Source organism: Hymenobacter ruber (genome assembly GCF_054783255.1).
On sequence record NZ_BAAGQX010000002.1, the window covers coordinates 1,167,991 to 1,183,740 of the forward strand.

Annotated in this window: 11 protein-coding genes; 3 read left to right on the plus strand and 8 right to left on the minus strand. The window is 62.7% G+C overall.

Annotation, left to right across the window (positions count from 1 at the left end):
* Positions 1 to 32 precede the first annotated feature (32 nt).
* The 6 genes from ACYVM5_RS05575 to ACYVM5_RS05600 form a co-directional block, all read right to left on the minus strand.
* Positions 33 to 1,079, minus strand: coding sequence for an adenylate/guanylate cyclase domain-containing protein (locus ACYVM5_RS05575; protein ID WP_460617144.1), 1,047 nt, complete (start codon positions 1,077 to 1,079; stop codon positions 33 to 35).
* An 85-nt stretch (positions 1,080 to 1,164) separates the two neighbouring features.
* Entirely contained in the window at positions 1,165 to 1,542 is a 378-nt protein-coding gene (locus tag ACYVM5_RS05580) for a response regulator (RefSeq protein ID WP_198069951.1), read from the minus strand.
* A gap of 50 nt (positions 1,543 to 1,592) precedes the next feature.
* Positions 1,593 to 3,593, minus strand: coding sequence for a tetratricopeptide repeat-containing sensor histidine kinase (locus tag ACYVM5_RS05585; RefSeq protein ID WP_460617145.1), 2,001 nt, complete (start codon positions 3,591 to 3,593; stop codon positions 1,593 to 1,595).
* A 155-nt stretch (positions 3,594 to 3,748) separates the two neighbouring features.
* Positions 3,749 to 5,146 carry an ATP-binding protein gene (locus ACYVM5_RS05590; protein WP_460617146.1) on the minus strand — a complete coding sequence of 466 codons (1,398 nt, stop codon included), beginning with the start codon at positions 5,144 to 5,146 and terminating at the stop codon, positions 3,749 to 3,751.
* 137 nt (positions 5,147 to 5,283) lie between these two features.
* A complete protein-coding gene (locus tag ACYVM5_RS05595; protein WP_460617147.1) occupies positions 5,284 to 7,476 on the minus strand; it encodes an ATP-binding protein in 2,193 nt (730 codons plus the stop codon).
* A gap of 3 nt (positions 7,477 to 7,479) precedes the next feature.
* A complete protein-coding gene (locus ACYVM5_RS05600) occupies positions 7,480 to 9,717 on the minus strand; it encodes a tetratricopeptide repeat-containing sensor histidine kinase (RefSeq protein WP_460617148.1) in 2,238 nt (745 codons plus the stop codon).
* 538 nt (positions 9,718 to 10,255) lie between these two features.
* On the opposite strand from ACYVM5_RS05600, the gene ACYVM5_RS05605 reads away from it, so the two are divergent.
* Entirely contained in the window at positions 10,256 to 10,861 is a 606-nt protein-coding gene (locus ACYVM5_RS05605; RefSeq protein WP_460617149.1) for an HD domain-containing protein, read from the plus strand.
* Here the strand turns inward: ACYVM5_RS05605 and moeB are convergent.
* Both moeB and ACYVM5_RS05615 read right to left on the minus strand, forming a co-directional pair.
* Entirely contained in the window at positions 10,858 to 11,955 is a 1,098-nt protein-coding gene (moeB, locus tag ACYVM5_RS05610) for a molybdopterin-synthase adenylyltransferase MoeB (protein WP_460617150.1), read from the minus strand. The two genes, ACYVM5_RS05605 and moeB, sit on opposite strands and share 4 nt — an antisense overlap.
* 263 nt (positions 11,956 to 12,218) lie before the next feature.
* Entirely contained in the window at positions 12,219 to 12,419 is a 201-nt protein-coding gene (locus ACYVM5_RS05615) for a hypothetical protein (RefSeq protein WP_460617151.1), read from the minus strand.
* Positions 12,420 to 12,437: 18 nt separating this feature from the next.
* Between ACYVM5_RS05615 and ACYVM5_RS05620 the strand changes: the two genes are divergently transcribed.
* Together ACYVM5_RS05620 and ACYVM5_RS05625 are read left to right on the plus strand one after the other, a co-directional pair.
* The gene (locus ACYVM5_RS05620; RefSeq protein ID WP_460617152.1) at positions 12,438 to 13,511 is read left to right on the plus strand and encodes a tetratricopeptide repeat protein; all 1,074 of its coding nucleotides are present in this window, start codon (positions 12,438 to 12,440) and stop codon (positions 13,509 to 13,511) included.
* 161 nt (positions 13,512 to 13,672) lie between these two features.
* Positions 13,673 to 15,733, plus strand: a complete 2,061-nt coding sequence (locus tag ACYVM5_RS05625) for an OmpA family protein (protein WP_460617153.1) — start codon at positions 13,673 to 13,675, stop codon at positions 15,731 to 15,733.
* The last annotated feature ends 17 nt before the right edge of the window (positions 15,734 to 15,750 follow it).

Genomic DNA, 15,750 nt, shown 5'->3' on the forward strand with positions numbered 1-15,750 from the left:
GTAGCGCGGACTCGCAAAGTCCACGCTACAATTTACTCCACTACCTCGTAAATCTTCACGGGCAGGGCCTTGTTCTTCAGCGTTACCTCGCTCACGAACTGGCAGTGGAAGGACTCTTTCACCCGCTCAAATACGGCTTCGCTGATGATAATCTGGCCGGCTTTGGCGGCAGACTGCAGCCGCTGCGACATGTTTACCACGTCGCCAATCACGGTGTAATCCAGCCGTTTGAGGGAGGCCGAGCCGATGTTGCCGGACACGACTTCGCCGGTGTTTACACCGATGCTCACCTGGGGGCGGTAGTCGAAGCCGGGAGGCAGCGGGGCCTGGCTTTGCTGCAGGGCGGTGCGGGCCGAGAGGGCCGCGTCGATGGCGCGGTCGAGGTGGTGCTCACCCCGGAATACGGCCATCACGGCATCGCCCATGAACTTATCGACGTGGCCGCCCTGGGCAATGAACTCCTTCACCACCAGGTCGAAATAAGTGTTGAGCAGGCTCACCACATCGGTGGGCGGCAGCTTTTCGGCTAGGGCGGTGAAGCCGCAGATATCGAGGAAAACCACGGTGGCTTCCACGGTTTCGGAGGCCAGGAGGCGGTTTTCAAAGTCGGGCCGCGTCATAAAATTGAGCACGGTTTCGTCGACGTACATCTTCAGGATGTTGTTTTCCTGGATGGCGCGCAGCGTGTCGCGCAGCTGGCGCACCTGGTCGGCCGTTTTTTCAATGGTGAGCTCCAGGTCGGCAAAATCGACGGGCTTCACCACGAAATCGAACGCGCCGCGGTTCATGGCCGTGCGCAGGTTGCCCATGTCGCCGTAGGCCGACACGATGACCGTTTTCATGGCCGGGTGCTCGGTGTGGGTGCGCGTGAGCAGCGTGAGGCCGTCCATCACCGGCATGTTGATGTCGGAGAGGATGACGTCGGTATCCGGGTGTTCGGTGATGCGCTCCAGGGCTTCCTGGCCGTTGGTGGCGAAGAGAAACTCGTAGGTACTCTCCCGGATTTTGCGCCGAAACTTCTGCTTGATAAGCAGTTCGAGGTCGGCTTCGTCATCGACCACCAGAATCTTGGTTTTCATAGGGGTTGGCAGAAGGCGAATAATTGGACGAAAATACGTCAGAAAAGGATGGCGCTCAGATTATCGCTCGTCTTTCTACGCCGGCTTACGGCAGCAAGTGCTGGAGCTTTTCCTTCAGCACGGCAAAATCCACGGGCTTGGTCAGGAAATCATTGGCCCCCAGGCTCATGGCTTGCTGGTAGCTGGCGTTGTCTCCGTAGGCCGTAATCATCATCATGGTGGTGGGCGGCATTTCGAACTCCTCCTTGACGTGGCCGAGCAGGTCGAGGCCGCTCATGCCGGGCATGTTGATGTCGGAGAGAATAATGAGGACTTCGGAATGGTGGGCGCGCAGGTAGGTCAGAGCTTCCTCGCCCGAAAAGGCGAAGCTGAAGCTCATCTCGCCGCTACGGATTTCGCGGCGGAAGCGCTGCAGAAACAGGTCGCGCACATCGGTTTCGTCGTCAACAACCAGAATTTGCATGGGGCGGAGGCGGAGAAATTAGTCGGGCCAAAGGTAGGGCGCGGGGCGGCTTAGGCCGGCAGGCCGATGATGAATTCCGTGCCTTCGCCCTCGCGGCTTTGCACCGCCAGGGTGCCGCCGTGGCCTTTGGTCACAATTTCGTGGCTCATGGACAGCCCCAGCCCCGTGCCCTCGCCCACCGGCTTGGTGGTGAAAAAGGGCTGGAACACCTTGGCCCTCACCTTCTCCGACATGCCCGTGCCGTTGTCCCTGATACTGATTTCGACCTGCCCCGCCACCACCCGGCTGCTCACCGTGAGGGCCGGCTGGTACTCGCCCCCGGCCCCGTCGTGCTGGCGCTGGCGCTGCTGCACGGCATGAAACGCGTTGGTAAACAGGTTTATCAGCACTCGGCTCAGGTCCTGCGGCACTACCGATACCGGCGGCAGGGCGGGGTCGAGCTGGGTGATAAGTTCGGCGGTAAAGTTCTTCTCCTTGGTGCGCAGGCCCTGGTAGGCCAGGCGCAGGCTTTCCTCGATGAGGGCGTTGAGGTCGGTGGGCAGGCGCTGGCTGGTGCCGGTGCGCGAGTGCTCCAGCATGCCCTTGATGATGGACGTGGCCCGCTGCCCGTGCTGGCTGATTTGCTTGAGGTTCTGCTTCAATCCGTCGAGGATTTCGCGCTCCAGGGTGGTGTCGCGGGCGGGGTTTTGCGGGTCGCCGTTTATCTCGTCTACCAGCTCGGTGCTCACTTCGGCGAAATTTTTCACGAAGTTGAGCGGGTTCTGCAGCTCGTGGGCAATGCCGGCGGTGAGCTCGCCCAGAAAGGCCATTTTTTCGCGCTGCACCAGCTGGTCCTGGGCGGTTTTGAGTTCGGCCAGCGACTGTTCCAGCGCCATGCGGGCGCGCTTTTGCTGGCCGCCGTGGCGGGCCAGAATCACGGCCAGCACCAGCAGGCCCACCAGCCCCGCTACCAGCCCGGCGGTGCGGTAGCGGGCGCGCAACGCGGCCTGGCTGGCAGCCACTTCCTGCATGCGCTGCTGCTCGCGGTAGTTGAGGCTTTGCAGGCGCATCACCTTTTCCTGACCAAACAGCGTGTCTTTCATCACCAGCATGAGGCTCTGGTACTTGAGGGCGCTATCGGGACGGCCGCGCTGCCTGAAATCCTGCGTGAGCAGCGTGCTGGCGTTGAGCACCCCGCGCAGAAAGCCGTTGGTCTGGGCCGCCTGGCAGCCCAGCCGGGCGTAGTAAATGCTGGAATCGGCCTGGCCGATTTGCTGGTAGAGCTGGGCCAGGCCCACGTAGGCGAAGTTGAGGCTGCGCAGGTGGTGCACCTTTTTCGATTCGGCAATGCTCTGGTGGTAGAAGGAGCGCGCCTGCGCCACCTGCCCGCTTTTGCGGGCCACGTTGCCCAGGCCGTACAAAATGTAGTTGGTGGGCGTATGCAGCCGGCGGGCCAGAGCGTAGGCCCGCTCCTGAAAAATCCGGGACGAATCAATCTGGTCGAACAAATCATACGCCAGCCCGATGTTGCTCAACTCAATCACCGTGCGGTGCTCGTCGTGCAGCTGCTCGCCAATTTTAAGGGCCCGGAAGTAGTAGGACAGGCCTTGGCGCTTGTCGCGCAGGTACACGTAGATGATGCCGATGCTGCGCAGGTTCTGGGCTATCAGGCCCTGGTCGTGGGTGGTTTCGGCGATGCGCAGCGACTGCTGGAACACTTCGAGCGAACGCGCCAGGTTGCTTTCGCGCAGGGCGGCCCCCAGGCGGTTGAGGGCCGCGCCCTCGCCCTGCTGGTAGTGGATGCGGCGGGCCAGGGCCAGCGCTTTGTTGGCGTACACGGCGGCCGAATCGGTGCGCTGGGTCCAGAGCTGGTCGCTGATTTGGCAGAGCAGCGTCACCCGGTCGAAGTCGGTTTGGGGCAGCGTCAGCAGATGGCGCAGGCTGTCCACGGCCGCACCAGGCGAGGGCGCTACGGCCGCCGCCGGCCCTGGGCCAGCCAGCAGCACGGCCAGCAATATGCCCAGCCAGCCAAGCCTACGAAAAGCTGCAACCCGGGTAATAATAGAAATCAACGAACTGGTTCTTAGAAAAACAGACAATAAAAGCCGGCGCTTATTCAATTAAGCAGCAGGCCAAAGCCCAGCCCTAACCGCTAAGTATGCGCCATAGTTCAGCGGCTTAGCAACGGGGGCTGGTGGTAGAACCAGAAAGAGACAGCGGCGGGCAATTAGCCCACTTGATTAATCGGCAAGCTAATCAGAAACTCGGTAAAGCTGCCCTCCTGCGACGTGACGGAGAGCGTACCGCCGTGGCCCTGGGTCACAATATCATAGCTCAAACTCAGGCCCAGGCCGGTGCCCTCGCCGGTGGGCTTGGTGGTGAAGAAGGGCTGGAAGATTTTGGCCCGCACGGCTTCGGGAATGCCCTGGCCGTTGTCGCGCACCCGAATTTCCACCTTGTCGCCCACCCGGCGGGTGCTGATGCCCACGGTGGGCGCGTAGCCGGCCTCGCCGCCGCGCTGCTGGCGCTGCCGCACGGCATAAAAAGCATTGCTGAGCAGGTTGAGCAGCACCCGGCCCAGGTCCTGGGCAATGGCCTCAACGGGCGGCAGGGCGGGGTCGAAATCGGGCTTGAGCGTGGCGTTGAAGGTTTTGTCCTTGGCGCGCAGGCCGTGGTAAGCCAGGCGCAGGTACTCGTCGGCCAGCTGGTTGATGTCGGTGGGGGTGCGCTCGCCGGAGCTGGTGCGCGAGTGCTCCAGCATGCCGCGCACGATGCTGGCCGCCCGCCCGCCGTGCTGGCTGATTTTGAGCAGGTTCTGTTTGAGGTCGGCCAGCAGCTCGGCTTCCAACTCCAGGTCGCGGGTGGGCTTGGCTTGCTCTTCTTCCAGCTCGGTGATGAGCTCGGCGCTCACATCGGCGAAGTTGTTGACGAAGTTGAGCGGGTTCTGAATCTCGTGGGCAATGCCGGCGGTGAGCTCGCCCAGGCTGGCCATTTTTTCGGACTGCACCAGTTGGGCTTGGGTGGTGCGCAGCTCCACCAGAGCACTGCTCAGCTCCTGGGCCTGATGTGTGAGGGCGACCGTGCGCTCGGCCACTAGGCGCTCCAGCTCCGCGTTCTGGGCTTCGATGAGGCGCTTGGCTTTTTCCTCCTCTTCGCGCAGCACCTTCTCTTTTTCGAGCTGCTTTTTCTGGCTGCGGGCAATGAAGAAGAACGTAATCATCCAGATGATGACAAAGCCCTGCGTGGTATCGAGGAAAGCATCGAAGCTCTTGGGAATCTTCCCATTAGAGTCTTCAATGATGATTTCGAGCACCTTGTACACCACAAACGGAGCCGTGGCAAACAGCAGCGTACGCGCCGGGCGGTAGTGCCGCAGGGCCAGCAGCACGCCCAGCAGCGCAAACAGCACCAGCAGCCAGTACACATCGCCCAAAATCGGCGATTTGAAATTGAAGGCCAGGGAAATGACAAACAGCACCGCCGCCGGCACCCAGATATAGTTCAGCGCCCGGTGCCAGCGCGGCAGCCGCTGCGGCAGGTCCAGAAACTTACCTAGGCCGCGCCCCATGCCGTACGCCATCGGGGCCAGGAAAAAAAGGTCGCCGTAACCAGCCGAGTGAGCCATAGAGAAAGGAGCGCAGAAGCAAGAAAGTAGAGCAGAAGGGGCACGCGGGCCGCTACAAAGTTGGGCAGTGCGGCCGAATTTTCTTCGTATCTGGTTTCGGCCCCGCCCACGCGGATAGAAATGTACTGCCCCGGCCGCTATGCTTTGCCGCCCGGCGGCAGACTGATGATGAATTCCGTGCCTTCGCCTTCCTGGCTTTCCACGGTGAGGGTACCGCCGTGGCCCTTGGTCACAATTTCGTGGCTCAGCGACAGGCCCAGGCCCGTGCCCTCGCCCACCGGCTTGGTGGTGAAAAAGGGTTGAAAGATTTTTTCGCGGATGTGCGCCGGCATCCCCGTGCCGTTGTCGTGCACGGTAATTTCGACGGTGCCGGCGGCGGTTTGGCGCGTGCACACCGTCACGGTGGGCTGATAGGTGGCTCCTTCCTGCTCGCGCTGGCGCTGGCGCACGGCGTGCAAGGCATTGGTGCACAAGTTCACCAGTACGCGGGTCAGGTCGGAAGGCACCACGGGCACCGGGGCCAGATTAGGCGCAAAATCCTGCACCAGCGTGGCGTGGAAGGTGGTATCCTGCACGCGCAGCCCTTGGTAGGCCAACGCCAGGGCTTCGGCTACCAGGGCGTTGAGCTCGGTGGGCACGCGCGGGGCGGTCCCGGTGCGGGCATGGGCCAGCATGTCGGTGATGATGGCGGAAGCGCGCTGGCCCTGCTGACTGATTTTGAGCAGGTTCTGTTTCAGGCCAGCCATTATTTCCTGTTCCAGGCCAGCAGACTGCGCGTTGGGGCTGTGGTCGAGCAGGCCCACGCTCACATCGGCGAAGTTTTTCATGAACGCCAGCGGGTTCTGGAGCTCGTGGGCAATGCCGGCCGACAGCTCGCCCACGAAAGCCCATTTCTCGGCGGCCACCAGTTGGCTTTGGGCAGCGCGCAGCTCGTCCTGCTGCTGCTTGAGCAGTGCGTAGGCCCGCTGCTTTTCCCGATTATTGCGCCAGAGCACGGCGCTCAGAGTACCCACGGCCCCCAGGCCCAGCAGGGCCCCCAGCAGCAGCCAGCCCTGCTGACGGTTGCGGGTCTGGATAAGCCGGCTGTTGCTGGTGAGCATCCCAATCTGGGCCTGTTTTTTGGCCAGCTCGGCGCGGTATTCCAGCACGGCGGCCTGCCGCTGCAAGTCGCTGCTGCTAAGACTGTCACGATACGCGCCAAACAACTCCTCGTAGCGGTAGGCCGCCGCAAAATCACCGCGCCGGGCCGAGGCCTGGGCCAGTATCTGGCTGGCATCGCGGCTGTATTGGCGGGCCCCGCTGCGGCGCGTGGCCTGCAAGCTCCGCAGGGCATAGATGATGGCGCTATCGGGGCGGCCGGTGTGCAGAAACGTGCGGGCCAGTACGAGCTGTGCCCGGGGCACTTCGCCCACGGTTTGCAGGCGCTGGGCACGCTGCAGGCTGCGGCGGGCGTTGGCAAACGCTTCGGGGTAGTGGCCCTGACGCTCTTCCATGTCGCCGACGTTAATCTCCTCGAAAATCAGGCCGGTTTCGTCGTTGTTCCGCCGGAAGATGTTGGCATCCTGCTCGTAGCTGCGCTGGGCTGCTGCCCATTGGCCCTGCGCACGGTACAGGTTGCCCAGCCCGGTGTAGGCATGCCCGATGCCGTTTTGGTCTCCCGAGCGCCGGGCCCAGCGCAGGCCCTGCATGAGGTAGCGCCGGGCATCTTCATACTCGTGCAGGTAGGTGCTGGTAATGCCCAGCTGGGTGTTGAGAAAGGCCAGCCATTTCTGGCTGTGCGCCGCTTTGGCCAGGGCCAAGCCGCGCAGGTTGGCTTGCAACGACTTGGCATACAGCCCTTGCTCCGAGTACACGCTCGACTGGTTGTAGAGGCTGCGGGTTTGCCCCAGTCGGTCGCCGCTCAGCTCAAAGTCGCGCCTGGCCTGCTCCGAAAGGCTTTCGGCCAAGGTGTATTCGCTGCGGTGGCGGTGATAAAACCCCAGGCCCAGCTCGGCCTCGGCCGCGCCGGCGGTGTAGCCCAGCAGCTGCGCCAGCTGGCGCGCTTCCTCAAACAAGGCCGCCGACTCGTCCGGAGCTTTGTTGCGCAGTTCCAGAGCCAAGCCGTTGAGGCTTTTGACGCGCGCGGCGTCGGGCTGAGAGTGGGCACGCACTTCGGCCCGCAGGCTATCGATAGCGGGGGTTTGGAGTTGCGGCTGGGCGGGCGCGGGCACAGGCGCACTTAGCAGCACGCTGCCAGCTATGGCCCCGCGCAGGCCCCACCCCCGCACCGTGCGGCGCAGGCGGTTGGTCCAGCTGGCGGCACCCCGCGTCCGATTGGCTGACTTATCCACGGCTCAGGCGGGTAGGGTAATCAGAAATTCGGTGCCCTCGCCCTCGCGGGTTTCCACGGTAAGGGTACCGCCGTGGCCCTTGGTCACGATGTCGTAACTCAACGACAAGCCCAGGCCGGTGCCCTCGCCGGGCGGCTTGGTGGTGAAGAAGGGCTGGAAGATTTTTTCGCGCACCTGCGGCGGCATGCCCGTGCCATTGTCCGAAATCAGAATTTCTACAATCGATTTATCGACGGGCCGGCGGGTGCGCACCGTCACGGTGGGCTGGTAGCTGACGGGCCCGCTGGTTCCCTGCCGGGCCAGGTCGCGCTGGCGCTGGCGCACGGCGTGCAGGGCGTTGGTGCACAGGTTCAGCAGCACGCGGCCCATGTCCTGCGTCACCAGGGCCACCGGGCCCAGGCGGGGGTCAAGCTCCTTGCTCAGGGTGGCGTAAAAGTCTTTGTCGGTGGCGCGAAGACCTTGATAGGCCAGCGACAGCGAATCGGCGGCCAGGGCATTGAGGTCGCTGGGCAGGCATTGGCCGGTGCCGGAGCGGGAATGTTCCAGCATGTCCTTGATAATGGACGAAGCGCGCTGCCCGTGCTGGCTGATTTGCTGCAGATTCTGTTTCAGGCCGGCCAGAATCTCGGTTTCCAGCGCCGGGGCCTGGCCATTGCTTTCGCCGTTCATGCCTTCCACTAGGTCGGTGCTGACTTCAGCAAAGTTCTTCATGAAGGTGAGCGGGTTTTGCAGCTCGTGGGCAATGCCGGCCGTGAGCTCGCCCAGAAAGGCCATTTTTTCGGCCTGCACCAGCTGGCTTTGCGTTTGCCGCAGCTGGGCCAGGGTGCGCCGGTTCACCTGTAGCTGGCGGTAGATAAACAGGCCCAGGCCCGACACCAGCAGCACTGTTACCAAGGCCCCCAGCAGCAGCCACTGGCCCAGGCGCAGGCGCACGGCCTGCACGGCCTGCGCCTGTTGCAGACTGGCAATCTGCGCGTTCTGGGCCTGCTCCGTCCGCTCGCTTTCGTACTGCGCCACATGAAAAGTGTTCTGGGCGGCATTCAGCGTGTCGGTCAGGGCGATGTAGGCGCGGGAGTAGCGTTGGGCCTCGGCCGGCCGGTTGCGGTCATCATAAAAGGCGATGAGCTGCTTCAAATATTCGGGCCGCAGGCGCTCAATGCGGGCGGCAGTGGCTTTGTGGTAGGCTTGCAGCCAATGGCTTTCGGCGCGGGCATCGTCGTGCCGGGCAGTATAGTACCTCGCCCAGGCGGCATCCAGCTCAAACTCGCCGGGCTTGCCCGACATTGGGATGTGCAGCGAGTCATCGAGCTGCTGGGCTTGCTTCAGGAGTTCGCCGGCTGGCCCTACGCGTTGCATCTGGAGCAGCACGCGGCCCTTTTGCACCAGCGCATAGGCTTGGCTGAGCTTGCGCTCGGCGGCATCGCCGCCGCGGGTGGCCAGCACCGAGTCCACCATGCGCAGGGCAGTGGTGGGGTGGTCGCCCTCGGCATACAGGCGCGACAAGGCCAGGAACGTAAACACGCGCTCCATGCCCTGGATGCGCCGAAACTCGGGCAGGCGCAGGGCCTGGCCCAGGTACTGCACGGCTTTGGCGCGGTTGCCCCAGTCGGCGTACACGGCCCCGGCCACCAGCAGCTCGCGCACGTAGAGCGGCCGGTCGTAAGCCTGCACCAGGTCGGCGGCGCGCAGCGCGCTGTTCAGGGTACGGTTGTAATCGCCCATGCGCCGGTAGTAACCGGCCTGCGATACGTAGCAGGCAGCCACGTTTTCGGTGGCCCCGCGCAGGCGGTAGTACGCCAGTTTTTCCTCGTAGTAGCGCTTGCGGGCGTCCGGGCGGTTCAGTCGGTTGTAGAGCGTCACCAAATCTACCAGCAGCCACGGAATGGGACGGCCCAGGCGGTCGAACTCCGTCACGGCTACTTTCATGGTATCCAAGGCCGCTGCGTCGGCGCCGCCTTGCTGCCAGAGCACCAGCCCGTTGCGCAGGTGGCGGTAGGGAGTCGCGTCCAGCAGTTGTAGCTGCTGGTTCAGGCGCAGCAGTTGGTCGAGCAAGGGCAGGGCCTGCACGTTGGTGGGGTGCAGGTCGAGCAGGTGCTGCACCACCCGCAGGCGGGCAGTATCGGAAGTTTGCTGCGGCAGGGCGCGGGTCAACGAATCATAATCGACCTCCCAATAGGACTGTCGGGCAGCTACCGGCCCACACATCACCCAGAAAATCAACGCCGTAAAAATCCATCTCATGGGCAAAGCTGGGTTTTGGTGGCGACAGAAAAGCTGATGGCCCGCACGTATTGCATTCCAGGGTGCGCCAACGGCGGCCGGAACGAAAAGCGGTAGGGTTGGCGGGGCATCATCGCGGGTAGAAGCGAGTAAAAAATGAGTAAAATTATGGCCTGACCACCGGGCCGGCCGTCAGCGCCGGGCACCGGCCATGCGCCGGTTTCCTTTGTTCCTGTAAAGATGAATTAATTACGCCACTTCCCTTATTACTGGCATCAGCCGACAAAAACACCTGGCTAATTTTCAATAAATTACCTTCTCATAAATCCATTACAGCGAGGCAGGACACAGCTTAATAAATGGTTAGAAGAATACGATATTTAATCAAGGTAGCGAATTATCTTGCCGCGCAATAAATCATATCTAAATTTATTGCAGCGCCTCAATGCTTTAGGAGTGGCGCAGTAGTTGCTGGCTGCGTTCCGCTTGTTGCTTTTTTTGTTTTTTTGGCCGGCGCGCCCGCCGGGTTTCATCGTCTCACCGCGTCCGTTCCCTCCGTATGCGAGCCTCATCTGCCGAAGCGTTTATTGTACGCAAGCTGCGCCAGGACCTGGCTCCCACCCTCTACTACCACAGCCTGGCCCATACCCTCGACGTAGCGCAGGCGGCCCAAACGCTGGCCGTTGCCGAAGGCGTGACCGACGGCGAAAGCCTGACGTTGCTCCGCACGGCGGCCCTGTACCACGATGCAGGCTTCTTGCACACCTATGACGGCCACGAGGCCCGGAGTTGCGAGATAGCGCGCGCCACGCTGCCGGAATTCGGCTATTCGCCAGGCCAGATTGAGCAGATTTGCGCCCTGATTACTGCCACCCAGTATCCGCAGGAGCCTCGTTGCCACCTGGCCCAAATCCTCTGCGATGCCGACCTCGACTACCTGGGCCGCCCCGATTTTGTGCCTATCTCCACCAGCCTGTTCCGCGAGCTGACGGCCCGCCAGCTCATTGCCAGCGAGTACGCCTGGTTTCAGCTGCAGGAGCGATTCCTCACGGGCCATCGGTATTGGACGGCCACGGCCCTGGCCCGGCGTGCCGCTCCCAAGCAAGCCCGGCTCGACCACATCCGCGCCCGCCTGGCGGCCTGGCCCAGCCCGGCTACGGCTTAGTAATCGGACAGGCCATTGCGAAGCGAGTACACTTCGGCAAAGCCACTGGCGAGCAGTAGCTGCGCGGCTTTTTGGCTGCGCACGCCGCTGGCGCAATGTACCACTACCAGCACTTCGGGATGCAAATCAGCTAATTGCCCCGCCAGCTGCCCCAGCGGAATCAGCTGGCCGCCAATGCTGCGGCGGGCGTACTCGTGCGGCTCGCGCACGTCCAGCAGCTGAAGCGGCCGGCCGCTGGCTTGCCAGGCTTTCAGCTCATCGGCCGAGATTTCGGGGGCGCGGGCCGGGGCCGCTTCGAGCGGCGCTTCGCCACAAAACGCCGCGTAGTCCGGGGCCAGCGCGGTGGGCTGCTGGTTGGCTGCCACGGCCCGGAAGCGAATGGCCTGGAAGCGCATGCTGAGAGCATCGAGCAGCAGCAGGCGGCCGCTCAGCACTTCCCCTATTTCGAGGATGATTTTCAGCACCTCGTTGGCCTGCATGGTGCCGATGAGTCCGGGAAGCACGCCTAACACGCCGATTTCGGCACAATTGGGCGCGTCGCCGGGGGCGGGCGGCACCGGGTGCAGGCAGCGGTAGGTGGGGCCATTCTGGTAATTGAACACCGAAACCTGCCCTTCAAACTTGAAGATGGCCCCGAACACCAACGGCTTGCCCAGCACCACACAGGCATCGTTGACGAGGTAGCGGGTGGCGAAATTATCTGAGCAGTCCACTACCACATCGTACCCGGCAAACAGCGCCAGCGCATTGGCCGCCGAGAGCACTACCTGGTGCGCGTGCAGCGTGATGAATGGATTCTGGGCGCGCAACTTTTCGGCGGCTACCACGGCTTTGGGGCGGCCCACGTCGGCGGTGGCGTAGAGCACCTGGCGTTGCAGGTTGCTGTCGTCCACGGTGTCAAAGTCGAGCAGGCCGAGCGTGCCCACGCCGGCGGCGGCCAGGTATTGGAGCACGGGGCAGCCCAAACCGCCGCAGCCCACCACCAGCACGCGGGCCGCTTTCAGCTTCTGCTGGCCGGCCGCGCCGATTTCGGGCAGCAGCAGGTGGCGGCTGTAGCGGTTGGTTTCGGCAGCGGAAAGCGAGGCGGTGGGCATTGGGGTAGCGGGTTTTTGGCGCAGAGCGCTGGCTCGTTTAAACAGCTAGCTGGGGCAATTAGCGCGCTGCGTCTGCAAATTTCGGCAGGACGCCACGCACAGCAGCCATTGTACTACGGCTTTGCCCCTGCCAAAGTCCCCTTAGAGCCATTGCATTCAAGCTAGCCATTGCCCTACATTTGCCGGATTAGGCACTACCACAATCTAATAAAAATCAGTGATTTCGAAGTCACACAATATTTAACATAATAATAAAATAGAAATTATAATGGCCGTTCATTGCCCTCGCAGGCACTTTGGCCCTTGAAGAAGCGGTAGAAAACGCCGAATGAAAGCACCACCACGGCCACAGCCAGGTCGGCACACCAGGCAACCGAAATTAACACCCAAGCCCACGTCAGGCAGCCGTTGCCCGGCCGGCTGAAACCAGAAAATCCAATATCTTCGCTATCCACGCTTTCCATTCAACTTGGCATCTGGCTATGATACAAAAGAGTCTGTTTTTCTTCGTGTTGCTGGGCGCGCCACTCGTCGCCAGTGCACAGGTTGATACCGTGCGGGCCAGTACTCTACCCGGCCCGCAGCTAGCGGAGAAGGCTTATAACAGCGGCCTGGTTAGCTTCAGCAAGCAGAGCTACCCGGCGGCGCTGACCAGCTTCGACCAGGCAATCGCGGCCAAGCCCGATTTCGCCGCGGCCTACACCAACCGCGCCGCCACTCACTACGAGCTAAAAGAGTACCCGCAGGCCCTGGCCGATTACGACCAGGCCCTGAAACTGGAGCCCGGCAATTATGCGGGCTATTTCGGCCGGGGCCGCGCCCACGAGGCGCAAAACCAGCTTAGCGAAGCCGAAACCGATTATTCCGAAGCTGTGAAAGCCAAGGCCGACTACGCGCCGGCCTGGTACAACCGCGCCGTGCTGCGCTTCGAAAAAGGCGACTACCAAGCCGCCCGCGATGATTTCGACGGGGCCATCAAGGCCGACCCCAAGCTGGCCTACGCCTACCACGACCGCGCCAGCACTCAGCAGAAACTCGGCAACTACGCTGCCGCGGCCCTAGATTATACCGAAGCGCTGAACCTGCAACCCGAGCTGCTTTCGGCCCTGCTGAACCGCGCCACCGCTGAGCGCCACACCGGCCAGCTGCCCCAAGCCCTGAAAGACTACGACGCCTACCTGGCCAAGAAAACCGACAACGCCCTGGCCTACAACAACCGCGGCAGCGCCCGCTTCGAAAACAAGGATTACGCCGGCGCCATTGCCGATTTCAGCCAGGCCCTGCAGCTCGACCCGAAGTACGCCTACGCCTGGAACAACCGCGCCGCCGCCCAGCTCAAGCAGGAAAAATATGCCGATGCCGCCGCCGATGCCAGCGCCGCCCTCAAGCTGAAACCCGACTACGCCGAGGCCTACCTCAACCGGGGCCACGCCCGCGAAATGCTCCGCCAGGCCGACGAAGCCTGCCAGGACTGGCGTAAAGCCGCCGAGTTGGGCATTGCCGTGGGGAATAACTACGCGGCAGCCGCCGGCTGCGCGGGCGAGGCGGCGGAATAAGACGCTATTGGTTCAGAACAATAAATCCAGTTCGTCATGCAGAGCGCAGCGAAGCATCTTGCCCGCCGTCAATAGCCCAATCGAAACAACGAAGCGGTAAAGATGCTTCGCTGCGCTCTGCATGACGGCCGACCACCCTACAACTATTGACAACTATTGCGATGCCTTTCCTCAATCGCCTGGTATTCCTCTTGCTCCTCGCCGGCGCTGCCCGGACTGCCGCGGCCCAAAGCGTGGCCTTCACCAAAGACAACTTTGGCGATAACAAAGAAGGCCTGCGCGAAGCCAGCCGCGAGCTGAAAGCCGGTGACGACGACTACCGCGCCGACCCGCCGCGCTATGCCCAGGCCCTGCCGCACTTTCTGGCGGCGCAGGAATTCAACCCCAACAATGCGGCCCTGAACGTTAAAATCGGCGACTGCTACCTGAACTCAGCCACCAAAACTGCCGGCCTACCCTACCTGCAAAAAGCGGCCAAGCTGGATGCCACCGCCGATGCCCGCACGCACTACCTGCTGGCCCGCGCCCTGCACCTGAGCGCGAAGTGGCGCGAGGCGATGGCCGAATACCAGCTGGCCACGCCCGTGGGCAGCAACACCCGCAACGGCAGCGCCGGCACCATCACGCCCAACGACCTGCAGCGCCGCATTCAGGAATGCCGCAACGGGCAGCAGCTGATGGCCCATCCGACGCGCGTGTTTATTGATAATGCCGGGCCGGAGTTGAATTCGCAGGCGTCGGACTACGGCCCGGTGGTGTCGGCCGACGAGTCGACCATCCTCATCACCTCGCGCCGCGAGGGCTCGACGGGCGGCAAGAAGGACCCGGAGGGCAACGGCTATTTCGAGGACATTTACCAGTCGACCTGGAAGGGCAAGGCCTGGAGCCGCGCCACCAACCTGGGCGCGCCCGTGAACACCGACGACCACAACGCCACCGTGGGCCTGTCCCCCGACGGTCAGCGGATGCTGGTGTACGTGGGCACCAACGGCGGCGATTTGCTCGAAACCACCCTTGGCGGCACGGCCTGGGACAAGCCCCGCCGCCTCAACAGCCGCATCAACACCAACGCCCACGAAACCTCGGCCAGCTACTCGCCCGATGGCCGCTACCTCTATTTCGTGAGCGACCGGGAGGGCGGCGCGGGCAGCTCCGACATTTATAAAGTGGACCTTGACGGCAAAAACACGCCCGTGAGCCTGGGGCCGGCCATCAATACTGCTTATGGCGAGGAAGGTGCATTTATGGCCCCCGATGGCAAGACGATGTACTTTTCGTCCGAAGGCCACAACTCGATGGGCGGCTACGACATCTTCAAATCGGTGTTTGAAAACGGGAAATGGAGCACGCCGGAGAACCTGGGCTGGCCCATCAATACGCCCGATGATGACGTATTTTTCGTGACCTCGGCCTCGGGGCGGCACGGGTACTACAGCAGCGACCGGCCCGGCGGGCTGGGTGCGAAAGACATTTACCGCATCACCTTCCTCGGGCCGGAAAAGCAGCCTTTATTGAGCGAAGAGGACCAATTGCTGGCCTCGCGCCTCGCGCCCATCAAGCAAACGGTGCTGGCCCCGGCGGTGGCGGTGGCCACGGCGCAGGTCACCATCCTAAAAGGCACCGTGACTGACGATGCGACCAAGCAGCCGCTCGACGCGGCCATCGACCTCATCGACAACACCACGGGCCAAACCATTGCCAACTTCCGCAGCAACGCCACCTCGGGCCGCTACCTCGTGAGCCTGCCTTCGGGCACCAACTACGGCATTGTGGTGCGACAGGACGGCTACCTGTTTCACTCCGAAAACTTCGACCTGCCCGCCGGCGCGGCCTTTGCCGAAGTGACGAAGGACATCCCGCTGAAGAAGCTGGAAGTGGGCACTACCATCGTGTTGCGCAACATTTTCTTCGATACCGGCAAGGCCACGCTACGCCCCGAAAGCACCGCCGAGCTGGAGCGCCTGCAAAAGCTCCTCACCGAAACGCCCGCCCTGAAGCTGGAAATGGCCGGCCACACCGACGACGTGGGCGAAGCCGCCATGAACCAGGACCTGAGCCAGCGCCGCGCCCAGTCCGTGGTCACGTACCTCACGCAGCACGGCATCGCGGCGGCCCGCCTCACGGCCATGGGCTACGGCGAAACCCGGCCCGAAGTGCCCAACACCAGCAAAGGCAACCGCCAGCTCAACCGCCGCACCGAGTTCAAGGTGACTGCCAAGTAGTAGGTAGCGTGGACTCT